Source organism: Agromyces binzhouensis (assembly GCF_042672355.1).
In the GTDB taxonomy this organism is placed as follows: Bacteria; Actinomycetota; Actinomycetes; order Actinomycetales; family Microbacteriaceae; genus Agromyces; species Agromyces binzhouensis.
Genome location: NZ_JBHXVJ010000002.1, coordinates 427,563 through 446,643 on the forward strand (window position 1 = coordinate 427,563; position 19,081 = coordinate 446,643).

General features: G+C 72.3%; 17 protein-coding genes. 15 read left to right on the plus strand and 2 right to left on the minus strand.

Going from position 1 to position 19,081, the window contains the following annotated elements; all coding sequences use genetic code 11:
* The first annotated feature begins 54 nt into the window (after window positions 1-54).
* The 13 genes from ACFVHK_RS05715 (at window position 55) to ACFVHK_RS05775 (ending at window position 14,472) form a co-directional block, all read left to right on the plus strand.
* The gene (locus ACFVHK_RS05715; RefSeq protein WP_129234082.1) at window positions 55-921 is read left to right on the plus strand and encodes a glutamate ABC transporter substrate-binding protein; all 867 of its coding nucleotides are present in this window, start codon (window positions 55-57) and stop codon (window positions 919-921) included.
* 81 nt (window positions 922-1,002) lie between these two features.
* Window positions 1,003-1,650, plus strand: coding sequence for an amino acid ABC transporter permease (locus ACFVHK_RS05720; RefSeq protein ID WP_129234081.1), 648 nt, complete (start codon window positions 1,003-1,005; stop codon window positions 1,648-1,650).
* On the plus strand, window positions 1,647-2,561 hold the full coding sequence (locus ACFVHK_RS05725; protein WP_376927981.1) for an amino acid ABC transporter permease: 915 nt from the start codon (window positions 1,647-1,649) through the stop codon (window positions 2,559-2,561). Before ACFVHK_RS05720 ends, ACFVHK_RS05725 begins: the two co-directional genes overlap by 4 nt.
* A 41-nt stretch (window positions 2,562-2,602) precedes the next feature.
* A complete protein-coding gene (gene pheS, locus ACFVHK_RS05730; RefSeq protein WP_376927982.1) occupies window positions 2,603-3,643 on the plus strand; it encodes a phenylalanine--tRNA ligase subunit alpha in 1,041 nt (346 codons plus the stop codon).
* Window positions 3,644-3,646: 3 nt separating this feature from the next.
* A complete protein-coding gene (pheT, locus tag ACFVHK_RS05735; RefSeq protein WP_376927983.1) occupies window positions 3,647-6,172 on the plus strand; it encodes a phenylalanine--tRNA ligase subunit beta in 2,526 nt (841 codons plus the stop codon).
* A 150-nt stretch (window positions 6,173-6,322) separates the two neighbouring features.
* Window positions 6,323-6,736: a DUF1801 domain-containing protein gene (locus ACFVHK_RS05740; protein WP_376927984.1), complete on the plus strand. Its 414-nt coding sequence runs from the start codon at window positions 6,323-6,325 to the stop codon at window positions 6,734-6,736.
* Between the two features lie 267 nt (window positions 6,737-7,003).
* Window positions 7,004-8,047, plus strand: a complete 1,044-nt coding sequence (gene argC, locus ACFVHK_RS05745) for an N-acetyl-gamma-glutamyl-phosphate reductase (RefSeq protein WP_376927985.1) — start codon at window positions 7,004-7,006, stop codon at window positions 8,045-8,047.
* Entirely contained in the window at window positions 8,044-9,201 is a 1,158-nt protein-coding gene (gene argJ, locus ACFVHK_RS05750) for a bifunctional glutamate N-acetyltransferase/amino-acid acetyltransferase ArgJ (protein ID WP_376927986.1), read from the plus strand. The genes argC and argJ overlap by 4 nt, the downstream gene beginning before the upstream one ends.
* A gap of 17 nt (window positions 9,202-9,218) precedes the next feature.
* Window positions 9,219-10,178: an acetylglutamate kinase gene (gene argB / locus ACFVHK_RS05755; protein WP_376928002.1), complete on the plus strand. Its 960-nt coding sequence runs from the start codon at window positions 9,219-9,221 to the stop codon at window positions 10,176-10,178.
* Complete coding sequence (locus ACFVHK_RS05760; protein ID WP_376927987.1) at window positions 10,175-11,374, plus strand: acetylornithine transaminase; 1,200 nt, start codon at window positions 10,175-10,177, stop codon at window positions 11,372-11,374. Before argB ends, ACFVHK_RS05760 begins: the two co-directional genes overlap by 4 nt.
* 58 nt (window positions 11,375-11,432) lie before the next feature.
* Window positions 11,433-12,362 carry an ornithine carbamoyltransferase gene (gene argF / locus ACFVHK_RS05765; RefSeq protein WP_376927988.1) on the plus strand — a complete coding sequence of 310 codons (930 nt, stop codon included), beginning with the start codon at window positions 11,433-11,435 and terminating at the stop codon, window positions 12,360-12,362.
* Window positions 12,363-12,364: 2 nt separating this feature from the next.
* Entirely contained in the window at window positions 12,365-13,798 is a 1,434-nt protein-coding gene (gene argH, locus ACFVHK_RS05770; RefSeq protein ID WP_376928003.1) for an argininosuccinate lyase, read from the plus strand.
* 23 nt (window positions 13,799-13,821) lie between these two features.
* Window positions 13,822-14,472 carry a DNA-3-methyladenine glycosylase gene (locus tag ACFVHK_RS05775; protein WP_376927989.1) on the plus strand — a complete coding sequence of 217 codons (651 nt, stop codon included), beginning with the start codon at window positions 13,822-13,824 and terminating at the stop codon, window positions 14,470-14,472.
* 42 nt (window positions 14,473-14,514) lie between these two features.
* On the opposite strand, the gene ACFVHK_RS05780 is transcribed toward ACFVHK_RS05775, so the two are convergent.
* Complete coding sequence (locus ACFVHK_RS05780) at window positions 14,515-15,111, minus strand: hypothetical protein (protein WP_376927990.1); 597 nt, start codon at window positions 15,109-15,111, stop codon at window positions 14,515-14,517.
* 180 nt (window positions 15,112-15,291) lie between these two features.
* Window positions 15,292-15,945, minus strand: coding sequence for a DNA-binding protein (locus ACFVHK_RS05785; RefSeq protein WP_376927991.1), 654 nt, complete (start codon window positions 15,943-15,945; stop codon window positions 15,292-15,294).
* Between the two features lie 125 nt (window positions 15,946-16,070).
* Between ACFVHK_RS05785 and tyrS the strand changes: the two genes are divergently transcribed.
* A complete protein-coding gene (gene tyrS / locus ACFVHK_RS05790) occupies window positions 16,071-17,372 on the plus strand; it encodes a tyrosine--tRNA ligase (RefSeq protein ID WP_242492381.1) in 1,302 nt (433 codons plus the stop codon).
* A gap of 6 nt (window positions 17,373-17,378) precedes the next feature.
* Entirely contained in the window at window positions 17,379-18,743 is a 1,365-nt protein-coding gene (locus ACFVHK_RS05795) for a CoA transferase (RefSeq protein WP_376927992.1), read from the plus strand.
* Window positions 18,744-19,081 lie beyond the last annotated feature (338 nt).

A 19,081-nucleotide genomic window follows, 5' to 3' on the forward strand; every position in this document is an offset into this window, starting at 1 on the left:
TGCTGCCACGAGCGGCGGAGAAACCCGAACGAACCACGAGAGATGAGGCACGACATGAGACGCAGCAGAATCGCACTCGTCGCGGCGGCTGCCGCGACCGCACTCCTGCTCGCCGGCTGCGCCGGCGGCGGAGACGATGCCGCCGATGAGCCCACGGTGGAGGAGGCCCCGGAGTTCGCGGAGGGGACGACCATGGCGGCGCTCGCCGAGGCGGGCACGGTCACGGTCGGCACCAAGTTCGACCAGCCGCTCTTCGGCCTCGTCGGACCGGACGGCGTGCCCGTCGGGTTCGACGTCGAGATCGCGAAGATCATCGCCGCGGAGCTCGGCATCGCACCGGAGGACATCGAGTGGGTCGAGACCGTCTCGGCCAACCGCGAGCCGTTCATCGAGAACGGCGAGGTCGACTTCGTCGTCGCGACGTACACGATCAACGACGATCGCAAGCAGGTCGTCGACTTCGCCGGACCCTACTTCGAGGCCGGCCAGTCCATCCTCGTCCTCGCCGACAACGAGGACATCACGAGCGAGGACGACCTCGTCGGCCAGCCGGTCTGCTCGGTGAGCGGTTCCACGCCGGCCGCCAACCTGCGCGACCTCGGCGCCGAGGTGTTCGAGACCGACACGTACAGCAACTGCCTCGAGCCGCTGCGCAGCGGCCAGGTCGTCGCCGTGTCGACCGACAACGTGATCCTCGCGGGCCTGGTCGACCAGAACCCCGGCGAGTTCAAGGTCGTCGGCGAGCCGTTCACCGAGGAGCCCTACGGCATCGGCGTCATGCTCGGCGATGACGACTTCCGGTCGTTCATCAACGACGTGCTCGAGCAGTCCTACGAGGACGGCTCGTACGAGGCCGCCTGGGACGCGACCGCGGGCACGGTGCTCGAGTTCCGCGAGCCGCCGGCCGTCGACCGGTACTGATCCCCGAGGAGGTCCGGGCGCCGCACGGCGTCCGGACCTCCCGGTTCGGCACGTCGACCTCAGACCACAGGAAGGAAGCGCGTGGACGCGGTCATCGAAAACCTCCCGCTCTACCTCGAGGGCTTCGGCACCACGGTGCTGCTCCTCGTGGTGTCGGGACTCGCCGCGCTCGTCATCGGCACGCTCGTGGCGGCCATGCGCATCTCGCCGGTGGCGTCGCTGCGGTGGTTCTCGACGGGCTACACCGAGCTGGTGCGCAACACCCCGCTCACGCTCGTCCTGTTCTTCACCGCGATCGTCCTGCCGATCCTCGGATCGAGGTTGGACTTCGTCACGGCCGCGTTCATCGGCCTGTCGGTGTACACGTCGCCGTTCATCGCCGAGGCCCTTCGATCGGGCATCAACGGCGTGCCGGTCGGGCAGGCCGAGGCGGCCCGCAGCGTGGGCTTCGGGTTCGCCCAGACCGTCGGGCTCATCGTCCTGCCGCAGGCCTTCCGGATGACGGTGCCGCCGCTCATCAACGTGTTCATCGCACTCACGAAGAACACCTCGGTCGCGGGTGCGTTCTTCGTCGTCGACCTCTTCGCGACCGGCCGGATCCTCGCGAACGACCGCGGTGACGCGGTCATCCCGATCCTCCTCGGCGTCGCCACCTTCTACCTGCTCATCACCGTGCCGCTGGGGCTCCTCGCAGCACGCCTCGAACGCCGTTGGGTGGTGCAGCGATGACCGGATCCAGTGTCCTCTTCGACGCCCCGGGCCCCGTCGCCCGTCGTCGCTCCCGGATCAGCTCCATCATCGGCGCGGTCCTGATCCTCGCCGGACTCGGGTGGATCGTGGTGACGCTCGCGGCGCCGAAGGGGAACCTTCCCGGCTACTTCGATCCGTCGCGCTGGGAGCCCTTCACCAACCCGGTCGTCTGGGAGCGCATCTTCACCGTCGGCGTGTGGGGTACGCTCAGCGCCGCCCTGACGGCGTCGGCATTCGCGCTCATCCTCGGGACCATCTTCTCGTTGCTGCGCAGCGCGCAGACGGCGTGGATCCGGATCCCCACGGCCGTGGTCCTCGAGTTCATCCGCGGCATGCCGGTGCTGCTCATGATGCTGTTCATCCTGCTGGTCCTGAGCACGGGCACGTTCTGGGCGGTCGTCGCAGCACTCTCGCTCTACAACGGCGTGCTGATCGGCGAGGCGCTGCGCGCCGGCCTGGCATCGTTGCCGCGCGGCCAACGCGAAGCCGGACTCAGCCTCGGCATGCGCCCGATGCAGTCGAAGATCCTCGTCGAGTTCCCGCAGGCGTTCCGTCAGATGCTGCCGATCATCATCGCCCAGCTCGTCGTGCTGCTGAAGGACACGTCGCTCGGATACATCGTCGGCTACGTCGAGCTGCTGCGCGTGACCATGAACCAGCTCGCGACGTTCTACGGCAATTACTACCTGTTCTCGTTCTACATCGTCGCGCTCGTGCTGTACCTGATCATGAACCTGTCCCTGTCGTGGGTCGCGCGCTGGGTGTCCCGTCGCACGGCGAGCAAGACCGGGAGCCCCACGCCGAACCCCGACGAGGAGAACGAGGAGCTCCTGAAGGGGATCGCCAAGGCCAACGCGGAGAGGCGCCAGACGGGCCGGGGCTCGATCTAGTCGACGCAGGGGGCCACGCGCCCCGACTAGACTCGACTCTCGTGTCCGAGCCCCTCCAGATCACCGAACCGGCCGTCACGGCCGCGGTCGACGCGGCCCTCGCCGCGATCGACGCAGCCGGCGACTCCGCCGCGCTGAAGGCCGTCCGCAGCGAGCACACCGGCGAGAAGTCGACGCTCGCGCGGTTGAACGCCTCGCTGCGCTCCGTCCCGAACGACCAGAAGGCCGCCCTCGGCAAGCTCGTCGGCTCCGCCCGCGGCCGGGTGAACCAGGCGTTCGCCGCCCGCGAGGCGGAGATCGTCGCCGCCGAGGCCGAGGCGCAGCTCGCCGCCGAGGCGGTGGACGTCACGGCGCTGCCGTCCCGGTTCACGGCCGGCGCCCGGCATCCGCTCGCACTGCTGCAGGACCGCGTGTGCGACGTCTTCACGGGCATGGGCTGGGAGATCGCGGAGGGCCCCGAGGTCGAGAGCGAGTGGTTCAACTTCGACGCCCTCAACTTCGACGCCGACCACCCGGCGCGCGCGATGCAGGACACCTTCTTCGTCGACCCGCCGGAGGCGCACCTCGTGCTCCGCACGCACACGAGCCCCGTGCAGGTGCGCTCGATGCTCGAACGCGAGGTGCCGATCTACGTGCTCGCACCCGGCCGCGTGTACCGCACCGACGAGTTCGACGCGACGCACCTCCCCGTCTTCATGCAGTTCGAGGGCCTCGCGGTCGACAAGGGCCTGACCATGGCCCACCTCCGCGGCACGCTCGACCACTTCGTGAAGTCGATCTTCGGCGACGAGGCGAAGGTGCGCCTGCGCCCGAGCTTCTTCCCGTTCACGGAGCCGTCGGCCGAGCTGGACTTCTGGCACCCGACCTTCAAGGACGGGCCGCGCTGGATCGAGTGGGGCGGCTGCGGCATGGTGCACCCCAACGTGCTCCGCGCCGCGGGCATCGACCCCGAGGTCCACACGGGCTTCGCCTTCGGCATGGGCATCGAGCGCGGGCTCATGCTCCGCAACGACGTGCAGGACATGCGCGACATGGCCGAGGGCGACATCCGCTTCTCCCAGCAGTTCGGAATGGTGGTCTAGGACATGCGAGTGCCTCTCAGCTGGCTCGCCGAGTACGTCGATCTCCCGCCCGGCACGTCCCTCGACGACGTGCACGCCGCCCTCGTGCGCGTCGGGCTCGAGGAGGAGGACGTGCACACGTTCGACCTCCAGGGCCCGATCGTCGTCGGCGAGGTCCTCGAGTTCGTCGAGGAGCCGCAGACCAACGGCAAGACCATCCGCTGGTGCCAGGTGCGCGTCGCGCCCGAGGGCGAGCAGGCCGCCGACGGCGGCGACGCGGTGCACGGCATCGTGTGCGGCGCACGGAACTTCTTCGTCGGCGACAAGGTCGTGGTGACCCTTCCCGGGTCGGTGCTGCCCGGCCCGTTCCCGATCGCGGCGCGCAAGACCTACGGCCACGTGTCCGACGGCATGATTGCCTCGGCCAAGGAGCTGGGGCTCGGCGAGGACCACGACGGCATCCTGCGCCTCTCGACGCTCGGCGTCGACGCACCGGCCGGCACCGACGCGATCGCCCTCCTCGGCCTCGACGACGCCGCCGTCGAGATCAACGTCACGCCCGACCGCGGGTACGCGTTCTCGATCCGCGGCGTGGCGCGCGAGTACGCCCACGCGACGGGTGCGGTGTACCGCGACCCGGCCGCGCAGGTGCCGGCCGCGACGGCATCGGCCGACGCCTTCCCCGTCGAGGTCCGGGACGAGGCGCCGATCCGCGGCCGCGTCGGCGCGAGCGTGTTCGCGACGCGGATCGTGCGCGGCGTCGACCCGACCCGGCCCACGCCGGCCTGGATGGTCGCCCGACTGAAGCTCGCCGGCATCCGCTCGCTCTCGCTTCCGGTCGACATCACCAACTACGTGATGCTCGAACTCGGCCAGCCGATCCACGGCTACGACCTCGACGCGCTGCAGGGCGGCATCGTCGTGCGCCGCGCCGCGCCCGGTGAGACGCTCGAGACGCTCGACGGCAAGGTGCGCACCCTCCATGCCGAGGACCTGCTGATCACCGACGACCGGGGCGCGATCGGACTCGCGGGCGTCATGGGCGGCGCGTCCACCGAGATCGGGGATGCGACGACGAACGTGCTGATCGAGGCCGCGAACTTCGACCCCGTCTCGATCGCCCGCACCGCGCGCCGGCACAAGCTCCCGAGCGAGGCGTCCAAGCGCTTCGAGCGCGGCGTCGACCCCGCCGTGGCGGGAGCGGCGGCCGCTCGCGTCGCGCAGCTGCTCGTCGACCTCGCGGGCGGCGTCGCCGACGAGCGAGGCTCGCTCATCCACGAGGCGCCCGCGCGCGAGGCGATCCACCTGCCCGACGGGTTCGTCACGGGACTCATCGGCGTCGAGTACACCGCCGACGAGGTGCACGACGCACTCGCCGAGATCGGCGGCGCGGTCGCCCGCGTCGAGGGCGGCTTCGACGTGGTCCCGCCGTCGTGGCGTCCCGACCTCACCGCGAACGTCGACCTCGCGGAGGAGGTGGCGCGACTGCTCGGCTACGACCGCATCCCGTCGGTGCTGCCCGTCGCCCCGCCCGGTCGCGGGCTCACCCGGGCGCAGCGCGTGCGCCGCGGCGTCGCCGACGCGCTGGCCGCCGCCGGTGGGACCGAGGTGCTCGCGTTCCCCTTCGTGACCGAGGCCGAGAACGCCCTCTACGGCTCGACCGACGGCTCGCCGGTCGCGAGCGTCCGGCTCGCGAACGCGCTCGACGCCACCGTGCCCTTCCTCCGCCGCTCGCTCATCCCGGGACTCGTCGGAGTGGCGCGTCGCAACCTGTCGCGCGGATCCACCGACCTCGACGTGTACGAGCTCGGCCTCGTGTTCCTGCCCGAGGCGGGCCGCGCGTACGGCGCGGCAGAGCTTCCCGTCGGCTGGGAGCGCCCGTCCGACGCGGTGCTCGAGGAGCTGAACGACGGCATCCCGGCGCAGCCCCGCCACGTTGGGGTCCTGCTCACGGGCGACCTCCTGCCGAAGCAGCCGGGCCGGGCCGCCGAGCCCGCCGGCATCGCCGACGCGCTCGACGCGGTCCGCCGCATCGCGCACGCCGCGGGCGCGGAGGTCGAGTTCGCGCAGGGCGCGCACCAGGCGATGCACCCCGGTCGGACCGCCGAGGTCCGCGTCGGCGGGCAGCTCGTCGGCTACGCGGGCGAACTGCACCCGACGCTCACCGCCGAGGCCGACCTGCCTCGCGTGGTCGCCGTCGCCGAGGTCGACCTCGACGCGATCATCGCGCTGGCGAGCGACTCGGTCGAGGCGCGGCCCATCGGCACGCTTCCCGCGGCCACGCAGGACCTGTCGCTGGTCGTCCGAGCCGACGTGCCCGCCGCCCGCGTCGCAGCAGCCGTGCGCGAGGGTGCTGGGGAGCTCCTCGAGCAGCTCCAGCTCGTCGACGACTACCGCGGGCAGGGGCTGCCCGAGGGGTCGAAGAGCCTGACGTTCGCGCTGCGCTTCCGCGCCGGGGACCGCACGCTCACCGCGGCCGAGGCGAGCGACGCCAAGCTCGCGGGAGCCGCGCTCGCGGCGGAGCGGACCGGGGCGGCGATCCGCGAGTAGCGGCATCCGTCGAATCGGACGTCGCGAGGGCGCCCCGCCGGTCACCGGCGCGGGCGCCCTCGCGCGTCGGGCGGTGCTGCGCATCGCATCCGGGCATCGACCCGCGCATCCGGTCCTCGCCGCGCCGCCCGCGCGGCGGTACGGTGGAGCATGGCCGAAGCGAAGACGGTGCCGACCGGCGAATCCGTGTCGGAGTTCCTCGATGCGGTCGAACCCGCCGGGCGCCGCGATGACGGGCTGGTGCTCCGCGAGCTCTTCGATCGCGTGACCGACACCGACGCCGTCATGTGGGGCCCGTCGATCGTCGGCTACGGGCTGCACCACTACCGGTACGACTCGGGCCGCGAGGGCGACATGCCCGTCGTCGGGTTCTCGCCGCGGAAGGCGTCGGTCTCGCTCTACGGCCTGCAGACCCCCGGCGCCGACGAGCTCATCGATCGGCTGGGCAAGGTCAGGGTCGGCGCCGGATGCCTGTGGGTCGGCCGCCTCTCGACGATCGACCTCGGCGTCCTCGAGTCGCTCGTCGACCGGGCCTGGGTGCGCACGCGCGGCGACGACCTCTGACCGGCGGCCGGCGCCCGCCGTGCCGGACGCGGCCGGGCCACCCGCACGGGGTCACCGGTTTGCACCTCGCCTGTGCGTCCGGCTAGGGTCGCTGCATGTCCACCCCCCGGCCCGCCGAGACCGCACGCGTCGCGCGTGCCGTCGTGCTGCGCGGCCGACGCCGGGGCGAGCGCCGAATCCAGGCGACTCCCGCGGCGGCCTGAGCCTGCCGCCCTGGGCGTCGCCGGAGCCGTCATCCCCGATCGTTCAGCCCATAAGGTGGATTCCATGACGTTTACCGTCGCCGTCTCCGGCGCGTCCGGCTATGCGGGCGGGGAGCTGCTGCGCCTCCTCGCCGACCATCCCGAGTTCGACGTGCGGACCGTGACCGCGCACTCGAACGCCGGCCAGCCGCTCACCGCGGTCCAGCCGCACCTGCGAAGCTACACGCACCTCACCCTGAAGGAGACCTCGGCCGAGACCCTCTCCGGCCACGACGTCGTCTTCCTCGCCCTCCCGCACGGCGCGTCGGGTGCGATCGCGGCCCAGCTGCCCGCCGAGACCCTCGTGATCGACTGCGGCGCCGATCACCGGCTCGAGGACGCCGGCGACTGGGCGGCGTTCTACGGCGGGGAGTTCCACGGCGCGTGGGAGTACGGCGTGCCCGAACTGCCCCGGCTGTCGGGCACGCAGCGCACCAGGCTCGCGCGCACCCGGCGCGTCGCCGCACCGGGCTGCAACGCCTCGACGGTCGCCCTCTCGCTCGCCCCGGGCATCCGGGCCGGCGTCATCGAGGACGCCGACCTCGTCTCGGTGCTCGCCGTCGGACCGTCGGGGGCGGGGCGCGCGCTGAAGGCGCACCTCCTGGGGTCGGAGATCCTCGGCTCCGCGAACCCGTATGCCGTCGGCGGCACGCATCGCCACATCCCCGAGATCCAGCAGGCACTGCGCTGGGCCGGTGCGGCTGCGCCGAGCATCTCGTTCACTCCCGTGATCGTCCCGATGTCGCGTGGCATCCTCGCGACCTCGACCGCGCGGGTCGTCCCGGGAACGCGTGCCTCGGAGGTCCGGGCGGCCTGGGAGGACGCGTACGCGGCGGAGCCGTTCGTGCAGGTCCTGCCCGAGGGGCAGTTCCCGCGGACGGCCGACGTGCTCGGCGCGAACACGGCCCTCATCGGCCTCGCGGTCGATGAGGCGGCCGGCCGCGTGGTCGTCGTGACCGCGGTTGACAACCTCGTGAAGGGCACGGCCGGCGCCGCCATCCAATCCGCCAACATCGCGCTCGGCCTCGCCGAGGCGACCGGACTTCCCGTGAACGGAGTCGCACCGTGAGCGTGACCGCACCCCAGGGATTCGACGCCGCCGGCATCGCGGCCGGCATCAAGCGCTCGGGCGCCCTCGACCTCGCCCTCGTCGTCAATCGCGGCCCGCTGCAGGCGGGTGCCGCCGTCTTCACCTCGAATCGGGCGAAGGCGAACCCGATCCTCTGGTCCGAGCAGGTCGTCCAGGACGGCACGGTCGCCGCGATCGTGCTGAACTCCGGGGGTGCGAACTGCTTCACGGGGCCCGAGGGCTTCCAGGTCACGCACCGCACGGCGGAGGCTGCGGCATCCGCGCTCGGCGTCTCGGCCGGCGACGTGCTGGTGTGCTCGACCGGGCTCATCGGCGAACAGCTCGACGGCGAGGTGCTCGAGGAGGGCGTCCTCTCCGCGACGAACCGCCTCGCCGGCGACGAGGCCGCCGGCGCCGATGCGGCGCGCGCGATCATGACGACCGACTCGACGCCGAAGACGGTCGAGGTCGTCGTCGACGGATGGCGCATCGGCGGCATGGCGAAGGGTGCGGGCATGCTCGCGCCGGGCCTCGCGACCATGCTCGTGGTGCTCACCACCGACGCGGTCATCGACTCGGCCGGCCTCGACGCGGCGCTCCGGCGCGCGACGCGCGTGACCTTCGACCGGCTCGACTCCGACGGCTGCATGTCGACGAACGACCAGGTCACGCTGCTCGCGTCCGGCGCCTCGGGCGTCGAGCCCGACCCCGAGACGTTCACCGAGGCGCTGACGACCGCGTGCCGCGATCTCGCCCTGCAGCTCCAGGCCGACGCCGAGGGCGCGAGCCATGACATCGCGATCGAGGTCCGCGGCGCCGTCACCGAGGACGACGCGGTCGAGGTGGGGCGCTCGGTCGCCCGGAACAACCTCTTCAAGGCCGCGATCTTCGGCAATGACCCGAACTGGGGCCGCGTGCTCGCGGCGATCGGCACCACGTCGGCGCCGTTCGATCCCTACCTCGTCGACGTCACGATGAACGGCGTCCGCGTCTGCCACGCCGGCCGGCCCGATCGCCCGCGCGACGACGTGGACCTCGCCCCGCGCGCGACGAGCGTGCTCATCGAGCTGCACGCGGGCGAGGCATCCGCCACGATCTGGACCAGCGACCTCACGCACGACTACGTGCACGAGAACAGCGCGTACTCGAGTTGAGCATGAGCGAGGAGCAGATGACGTCAGACCCGGACGCGTCCGATACGGCCGCGGCCGGCGACGTGCGCGGTGACGCGGCGACCGCCGCGCGCAAGGCCGAGACCCTCATCGAGGCTCTGCCGTGGTTGAAGCGATTCCACGGCGAGACGATCGTCGTGAAGTTCGGCGGCAACGCCATGGTGAGCCCCGAGCTGCAGCGCGCGTTCGCGGAGGACATGGTGTACCTGCGCTACGCCGGCATCCGTCCGGTGGTCGTGCACGGCGGCGGACCGCAGATCTCGTCGATGCTCGACCGCCTCGGCATCCCGAGCGAGTTCCGCGGCGGCTACCGCGTGACGACCCCCGAGACGATGGACGTGGTCCGGATGGTGCTGTCGGGCCAGGTGAACCGCGAGCTCGTCAGCCTCATCAACGAGCACGGCCCGCTCGCGGCCGGCCTCTCGGGGGAGGACGCGGGCCTGTTCCGCGGCCGCCGTCGCGGTGCGGTCGTCGACGGCGTCGAGGTCGACCTCGGACTCGTCGGCGACGTCGTCGAGGTCGACCCGGAGGGCGTGCACGCGCAGGTCGATGCCGGCCGCATCCCGGTCGTGTCGTCGATCGCGCCCGATCTCGACCAGCCCGGCCAGTCGCTCAACGTGAACGCCGACTCGGCCGCCGCGTCGCTCGCGGTCGCGCTGGGCGCGGCGAAGCTCGTCATCCTGACCGACGTCGCGGGGCTGTACCGCGACTGGCCGAACCGCGACTCGCTCGTCTCCGAGATCGACGTCGCGGAGCTCGAGGCGCTGCTGCCGTCGCTCGAGTCGGGGATGATCCCGAAGATGACCGCGTGCCTCGAGGCGGTCGCCGGCGGCGTGCCCAAGGCCGCGATCATCGACGGCCGCGTCCCGCACTCGATCCTGCTCGAGATCTTCACGCAGCAGGGCATCGGCACCGAGGTGGTCCGGGGTGCGACGGATGCCGCGGGGGTGGCCTCGTGACGGACGCGCACGACTGGCGCGAGCACTACTCGCGCCGCATGATGAAGACGCTCGGAACGCCCCTCGCCAAGCTCGAGCGCGGCGAGGGCGCCTGGGTGCAGGACGACGCGGGCACCTGGTACCTCGACTTCCTCGCCGGCATCGCCGTGAACTCCCTCGGGCACGGGCACCCCGTCTTCGTCGAGGCCGTCTCGCAGCAGGCGGCGAAGCTCGCGCACGTGTCGAACTACTTCGCGACCGAGCCGGCGCTCGCGCTCGCCGACCGGCTCACGCGACTGTCCGGTGCGGGGGAGACGGGCCGCGTGTGGTTCGGCAACTCCGGCGCGGAGGCGAACGAGGCCGCGTTCAAGCTGGCCCGCCTCAACAACTCCGGAGGCGCGCGCACGCGCGTGCTCGCGCTCGTGGACGCGTTCCACGGCCGGACCATGGGGTCGCTCGCGCTGACCGGCAAGCCCGCCATGCGCGACGCGTTCGAACCGCTCCCCGGCGGGGTCACCCACATCCCCTCGACGATCGAGGCGCTCGAGGCCGAACTCGACGATTCCGTCGCGGCGCTGATCCTCGAACCCATCAAGGGCGAGGCCGGGGTGCTCGAGCTGCCCGAGGGCTACCTGCAGGCCGCGAGGGAGCTCACGCGCCGACACGGCGCGCTCCTCATCATCGACGAGGTGCAGACCGGCGCCGGCCGCACCGGCGAGTGGTTCGCCTTCCAGCACGCCGGGATCCTGCCCGACGCGATCACGGTCGCCAAGGGCATGGGCGGCGGCATCCCGATCGGCGGGCTCGTGACCTTCGGGCACGCCTCCGACCTCTTCTCGCGAGGCCAGCACGGCTCCACCTACGGGGGCAATCCGCTCTCCACCGCGGTCGCGAACGCCGTCCTGTCGGAGATCGAGCGCGCCGGTCTCGTCGAGAACGCCGCGCGCCGCGGTTCCGAGCTCCGCGAGCGCGTGCTCGGCCTCGGCTCGCCGCTCGTCGCGGGGATGCGCGGCCGCGGGCTCCTCGCCGGCGTCGCCCTCACCGAGCCCGTCGCGACCGAGCTCTCCGCGGCGGCGATGCGGGCCGGCCTCATCGTCAACGCCGCGAACGACTCGACCATCCGCATCGCACCGCCGCTCATCATCGGCGACGCCGAACTCGACGAGTTCGCCGACCGCTTCGGCCGGGCACTCGACGCCGTCGCCGCAGCGCGCTGACCCCGACATCCAGACCACCCGCAGACCACCCGCTCGCCACGTGCAGAACGGAGCATCCATGACCCGCCACTTCCTCCGCGACGATGACATCACGCCCGCCGAGCAGTCCGAGATCCTCGACCTCGCGGTCCGCCTCAAGGCCGACCGCTGGGCGGAGACGCCGCTCGCCGGCCCGCAGACCGTCGCCGTCATCTTCGACAAGTCCTCGACGCGCACGCGCGTCTCGTTCGCCGTCGGCATCGCCGACCTCGGCGGATCGCCGCTGATCATCTCGACCGCGAACAGCCAGCTCGGCGGCAAGGAGACGCCGTCCGACACCGCGCGCGTGCTCGAGCGGATGGTGTCCGCCATCGTCTGGCGCACGTACGCCCAGTCCGGCCTCGACGAGATGGCCCAGGGCACCACGGTCCCCGTCGTGAACGCGCTGTCCGACGAATTCCACCCGTGCCAGCTGCTCGCCGACCTCCTCACCATCCGCGAGCACAAGGGCGAGCTCGCCGGGCTCACGGTCGCCTTCCTCGGCGACGGCGCGTCGAACATGGCCCAGTCGTACGTGCTCGCGGGCGCGACGGCCGGCATGCACGTGCGCATCGCGTCGCCCGAGGAGTTCGCGCCCGCGGCATCCGTCGTCGCCGACGCCGACCGCATCGCCGCCGTCACGGGCGGATCGGTCGCCCTCCACACCGACGCCGCCGAGGCGGCGGCCGGTGCCGACGTGATCGTGACCGACACCTGGGTGTCGATGGGCAAGGAGGACGAGAAGGCGCATCGGGTCGCCACGTTCGGCGCCTACACCGTCGACGCGGAGCTGATGTCGCTCGCGAAGCCCGACGCCGTCTTCATGCACTGCCTGCCCGCGGACCGCGGCTACGAGGTGAGCGCCGACGTCATCGACGGCCCGCAGTCGATCATCTGGGACGAGGCGGAGAACCGGCTGCACGCGCAGAAGGCGCTGCTCGTCTGGCTCCTCGCCAGGAAGGACGCGTGAGCATGTCGGAGCAGCACGGCACCAACGAGGGCTCCCTCTGGGGCGCGCGGTTCGCGGGCGGACCGTCGCCCGAGCTGCAGCGCCTGTCGAAGTCGACGCACTTCGACTGGCAGCTCGCCCCCTACGACCTCGCCGGGTCGCGCGCGCACGCCCGCGCGCTCGCCGCGGCGGGCTACCTCGAGGCCGACGAACTCGAGCGGATGATCGCGGGCCTCGACGCCCTCGAGCAGCGGGTGGTCGACGGCGGGCTCGCCGCGGCCGACTCCGACGAGGACGTCCACGGCGCGCTCGAGGCCGCCCTCATCGCCGAGGTCGGGTCCGAGCTCGGCGGCAAGCTCCGCGCCGGACGCAGCCGCAACGACCAGATCGCCACGCTCGTCCGCCTCTACCTGAAGGACCACGCGATCACGATCGGGCGCATGCTCGTCCATCTCATCGACGCCCTCTCCGCGCAGGCCGACGCGCACCGCACCGCGATCATGCCCGGGCGCACGCACCTGCAGCACGCGCAGCCCGTGCTCCTGGCGCACCACCTGCTCGCGCACGGCTGGGCGCTCTCGCGCGACCTCGAGCGGCTCGTCGACTGGATGAAGCGGGCCGACGTCTCGCCCTACGGCGGCGGCGCGCTCGCCGGCTCGACGCTCGGGCTCGACGCGGCATCCGTCGCCCGCGACCTCGGGCTCGCCGGCCCGGCCGAGAACTCGATCGACGCCACCGCGAGCCGCGACGTGGTCGCGGAGTTCGCGTTCGTCGCGGCGATGATCGGCATCGACCTCTCGCGCATCTCCGAGGAGATCATCCTGTGGAACACGCGGGAGTTCGGCTTCGTCACGCTCGACGACGCCTACTCGACGGGGTCGTCGATCATGCCGCAGAAGAAGAACCCCGACATCGCGGAGCTCGCGCGCGGCAAGTCGGGTCGGCTCGTCGGCAACCTCACGGGGCTGCTGGCGACGCTCAAGGCGCTGCCCCTCGCGTACAACCGCGACCTCCAGGAGGACAAGGAGCCCGTCTTCGACTCGGTCGAGACGCTCGAGGTGCTCCTGCCCGCCTTCACCGGGATGATCGCGACGCTGACCTTCCACACCGACCGCATGGCGGAGCTCGCGCCAGCCGGCTTCTCGCTCGCGACCGACGTCGCCGAGTGGCTCGTGAAGCGCCGGGTGCCGTTCCGCGATGCGCACGAGATCACGGGTTCGCTCGTGCGGTACGCGGAGACGCACGGGCTGGAACTCCACGAGGTCGACGACGAGGCGCTCGCGTCGATCTCGCCGCACCTCGTCCCCGAGGTGCGCGCGGTGCTCACCATCGAGGGCTCGGTCGCGAGCCGTGACGGCATCGGCGGCACTGCGCCGTCGCGCGTCGACGGCCAGTTCGCGTCGCTCGCCGACCGGGTGCGACACCTCCTGTCGGTCCTCCCCGGCGGCGACGACTGAGCCGCGACCCGACGACGAGCACGATGAGCGCGGGCGAGCGGATGCCGCGACCGGCGTCGTACGCGAAGCTCGTGCGACCCGACCGCGCCTGGTTCCGACGCGACCCCGTCGAGCTCGCGCCGCTGCTCCTCGGCGCGGTGCTCGCGTACGACTCCGAGGCCGGGCGCGTCGCCGTCCGACTCTCGGAGGTCGAGGCGTACCGCGGCGTCGGCGTCGACCCGGGCTCGCACGCGTTCCGCGGACGGACTCCCCGCAACGCGGTGATGTTCGGCGACGGCGGGCACCTCTACGCGTACTTCACCTACGGCATGCACGTGTGCCTCAACGTCGTGGCCGGTGCGCCGGGCACGTCGGCGGGCATCCTCCTGCGCGGGGGGACCATCGTCGACGGGCTCGACCTCGCGCGGTCGCGGCGGCCGCGCTCCACCGACCGGGATCTCGCGCGCGGCCCGGCGCGCCTCGCGCAGGCGCTCGGCGTGCCGCTCGCGGCGAACGGCTCCGACCTGCTGGCGCCGCCGTTCTCGCTCGAGGTCCGGGTCGTCCCGCTCGCGCACGCGACCGGTCCGCGCACGGGCATCAGCGGCGCGGGCGGGGCGGCGTCGTACCCGTGGCGGTTCTGGGTGCCGGGGGATCCGGGCGTCTCGGTCTACCGGAGGCATCCGAAGTCGCACTGACCGGAGGTCGTCGGGCGGCGCCAGACTGCGCCTCCGCGCCGATCAGCGGATCGCGAGGTGCACGGCGAGGGCCGCGGCGCACGCCCAGATGAGGCTGGCGAACGTGCCGATGATGAAGCGCTCCCGCGCCTCGGGCGCCTCGAGCTCGGTGAACCGCCCGACGCCCTTGACCGCCACGACGATCGCGAGCCCCTCGGGGAATCCCGCGATGATCGTGCCGGCCGAGGCAAGCCGTTCGAGCACTCCGATCGTGAGCCCGCCGCGGAGGACCTCGTGACGGGCCGGCGCGATGCCGGGCGTGGCCGGCTCGTCCGAGCGGAGGGCGACGAGGATGCCGCCGTGCGCGCCGGGCGGCGTGCTCGAGCCCATCGCGAGCTGCAGTGCGGTCGCTGCGGCCGGGCTTCCGCCGAAGACCGCGACGACCATCCCGAGCAGGCCCACGAGCGGCGCGGCGACCATGGGCACGTCGTCGGGCACGGTCGAGGCCGCGACGATCGCGAGTGCGAGGGCGCCCGCGGCCGGCCAGAGGTGGATGGGCCTGGGGCGGAGGTACGCCAGGACGGAGAGCACCGCCGACGCGCCGAGCGCGACGACGATCACCGCCCATCCGACGGCCGACATCGCACCGACGACGTTCACGGGTCCTCCGCTCTCCCGGATCCGGGCCGGGTTCGGGTCCGGGTGTTCGGGTCCCGGGGCTCGGGGTCGAGCATATCGACGGCCTCGGTCACCGCCCGAGGAGCGTTCCGCGCGTCCGTTTCCGCGTCCGCGGTCTCGGGCGCGAGGCCCGACTCGGACGGGGCGCTCGACGTCCGTGCATCACGGTCGGGCGCGGGGCTCCCCGGCCCGTGACCCGTCCGACTCCGCCCCGCGGTCGCCGAGCGAGGCGATCAGCCGGACGACCGCCGGGCGCGCATCGTCGTCGGCGGACCACATGGCGGTCCGGAGCCGTTGGCTGACCGCGGCATCCGAGATCCCGAGCAGTTCGGCCGCGTGCTTCTGGGAGCGACCCGAACGCACGAGGTCGACCGCCTCCCAGCCCTGCGGGGTCCGGCGGTCGCGGATGAGCAGGAGCAGCCGGACGATCGCCTCGACCTCGTTCGCCGGGAGCAGCCCCGTGTCGTCGCCGTCCGTCCGGAGCGCGAAGCGCGCCTCGGCGCGCTTGGCCGCGTCGACCGCCTCGCGCGCCGCGAAGAACGCGCCGCCGGTCGCCTTGCGGACGGCGTCGGGGAGGGGCTCGCGCACGTCGCCGATGCCGAGGCCGATGCTCCAGTGCCCGTCGCGCGCGAGGTGCAGCACGAGGTCGGTCGCGGCCTCCGCCTCGCCGGTGAGCGCCTGCAGCTCGTCGCCGGAGGTCTGGTCGACGGGCAGGTCGAGTCGATCGCCGAAGCGTTCCTGGAGCTCCTGCTGCATGGCCGCCGAGCGATCGACGTCGGTGCGGCTGCCGATCTGGTCGGCGGTCACGACGTACATGGCTGCTCCTCTGTCACAAGGGTGGAGACTTGACCGGACTGAGTTAAGTATAGAAACTTCAACTAGCATGATCAAGGCTACGGGCTTGACTGGGGCGAATGCCCGCCGCTGCTACCCTTGCACTCGTGTCCGACCCCGCGATCCTCGCCACGCAGCAGAACGACCCCTCGTTCGACGACGTCTGGGAGGAGCTCCGCTGGCGCGGGCTCGTCCACGTGTCGACCGACGAGTCGGCGCTCAAACGACTCCTCGCAGGCGAGCCGATCACCTACTACTGCGGGTTCGACCCGACCGCGCCGAGCCTGCACCTCGGCAACCTCGTGCAGATCCTCACGCTGCGCCGCATCCAGCTCGCCGGCCACAAGCCGCTCGGCCTCGTCGGGGGTTCCACCGGCCTCATCGGCGACCCTCGCCCCACCGCCGAGCGCACCCTGAACACGAAGGAGACGGTCGCCGAGTGGGTCGAGCGCCTCGACGCCCAGGTCCGACGATTCCTCTCCGCCGAGGGCGAGAACGCCGTCCGCATGGTGAACAACCTCGACTGGACCGCCGGCCTCTCCGCGATCGACTTCCTCCGCGACATCGGCAAGCACTACCGCGTCGGGACGATGCTGAAGAAGGACGCGGTCGCCTCGCGCCTCAGTTCCGACGCCGGCATCAGCTACACCGAGTTCAGCTACCAGATCCTCCAGGGGTTCGACTACCTCGAGCTCTACCGTCAGTACGACTGCGTCCTGCAGACGGGCGGCAGCGACCAGTGGGGCAACCTCACGAGCGGCACCGACCTCATCCACCGCGTCGAGGGGGTGCACGTCCACGCGATCGGCACGCCGCTCATCACGAACTCCGACGGCACGAAGTTCGGCAAGAGCGAGGGCAACGCCATCTGGCTCGACGCCGACATGTGCAGTCCGTACCGCTTCTACCAGTTCTGGCTCAACACCGACGACTCCGACGTGATCGACCGGCTCAAGGTCTTCACGTTCCTCCGTCGCGAGCGCATCGAGGAGCTGGCCGAGAAGGTCGAGACCGAGCCCTTCCGCCGCGAGGCGCAGCGGGTGCTCGCCCACGAGGTGACGACCCTCGTGCACGGGGCGGATGCCACGGCCTCCGTCATCGCGGCCTCGCAGGCGCTGTTCGGACAGGGCGACCTCGCCGGCCTCGACCGGGGCACGCTCGAGGCCGCGCTCCGCGAGCTCCCTCACACCGAGACCGGCGCGGACGCCACGGTCGTGCAGCTGCTCGTCGACACCGGCCTCGTCTCGAGCCTCAGCGAGGGTCGCCGCGCGATCGCCCAGGGGGGCGTCTCGATCGACAACGTGCGCGTCGAGGACGACACGACGCTGATCGGCGGCCGGGTCGACGCCGGCGGCATGGCCGTCCTCCGTCGCGGCAAGAAGACGCTCGCGGGCGTGTTCGTCCGGTAGTGGCCGGTGACACGCGAGGCGGCTGATCGGCTCCTCGCACGAGTCCGCGCGGAGCTCGATCTCGATCCCGCCGCGCTCGCGATGCTCGCGCCGCTGCCCGAGGTGCCGCTGCCCGCGCGCCTCGACGTGTCCGCGCTGGCCGCGGCATCCGTCGCCGCCGCGAGCGTCGCCGCCTGGTCGACGGATGCCGCCCCCGGATCCATCCGCCTCGACGGCGCCCGCATCGCGACGGCCTTCCAGAGCGAGCGCGTCGCCCGGTTCGACGGCGAGGCGCCCCACGTGTGGTCGCCGCTCTCCGGATTCCGCCGGGCACGCGACGGCTGGGTGCGCACGCACGGCAACTACCCGCATCATGCCCGCGCGCTGCGACGCGTCCTCGTGGTCGACGACGATGCGGACGACTCGGCGATCGGCGCCGCCGTCGCCCGGTGGTCCGCCGCCGAGCTCGCAGACGCGGTGACCCGCGAGGGCGGCATGTGCGTCGCCGTCGCAGGCGAGGATCCGCGCGCGGACGACGAGCTCAGGCGGCATCCGCTCATCGACGTCGCCCGGCTCGGCGAGTCCGAGGGATCCGGTACGGGCACGGTCGACGCGGACCGGCCGCTCGCGGGCGCCCGCGTGCTGGACCTCACGCGCGTGATCGCGGGCCCCGTCGCCACGCGCACGCTCGCACTGCTCGGCGCGGACGTGCTGCGGATCGATCCGCCCGCACCGGCCGAGCTCGGGTGGCAGCATCTCGACAGCGGCCCCGGGAAGCGGTCGGCGCTGCTCGACCTCCGGAGCGCCGGCGATGCCGCGCGGTTCGACGAGTTGCTCGCCGGCGCCGATGCGATCGTCCTCGGCTACCGACCCGCGTCGCTCGAGCGGCTCGGCCTCGACCCGGCGACCCTCGCCGCCCGGCATCCGGGCCTGGTCGTCGGACAGCTCGCCGCCTGGGGCTTCGGCGGAACGACGGGGGAGCGGGGCGGATTCGACAGCCTCGTGCAGGCGTCCTCGGGCATCGCGCTCATCGAGGGCACGCCGGACGCGCCCGGCGCGCTGCCCGCGCAGGCGCTCGACCACGCGACGGGGTACCTCCTCGCCGCGGCGATGATCACGCTGATGCGCCGGCGCTCGGTGGACGGCGGCAGCTGGCTCGCACGCATGTCGCTCCGCCGCACGGCGGCGGAACTGCTGGGCCTGCCGCGACGCGTCCGAGCGGGAGCGGTCGGGCTCGATGACGCGACGCGCGAGTCGCACGCCGTGACACTGTCCGGCTCGGCGGGGGAGCAGCGCATCGCGGCCCCCGCCGTCGCCTCCCCGCGAGGCGCCCTGGAGTGGCCGTCGGCCCCGCACGCGTGGGGCTCGGATCCGCCGTCCTGGGCGGCCTGAGGCGCGACACGCCCGGGATGCGAGCCCGAGTTGCGGCACCCGCTGGATCTCCGTAAAGTATTCATTCGTTGCCCCACAGGAGCGAGTGAAGCGAGCAGCTTCACCTCCTCAAGCGGCACGATCCCGAACCCCCGATCCTCACGCAGGATCCCGGGTTCGAAGCGTCCGTACCGGTCCCTCGGGATCACCGGATGATTGACGAACATCGCTTCGGATGATCGGCCCGCGTGCGGGTCCGTGAACCGGGTGCGTCCGTTCCTTGAGAACTCAACAGCGTGCACTATGTTCAATGCCAATTTATTTGAACCCCGTTTCTTCTGCCGTTTTGGTGGGGGATG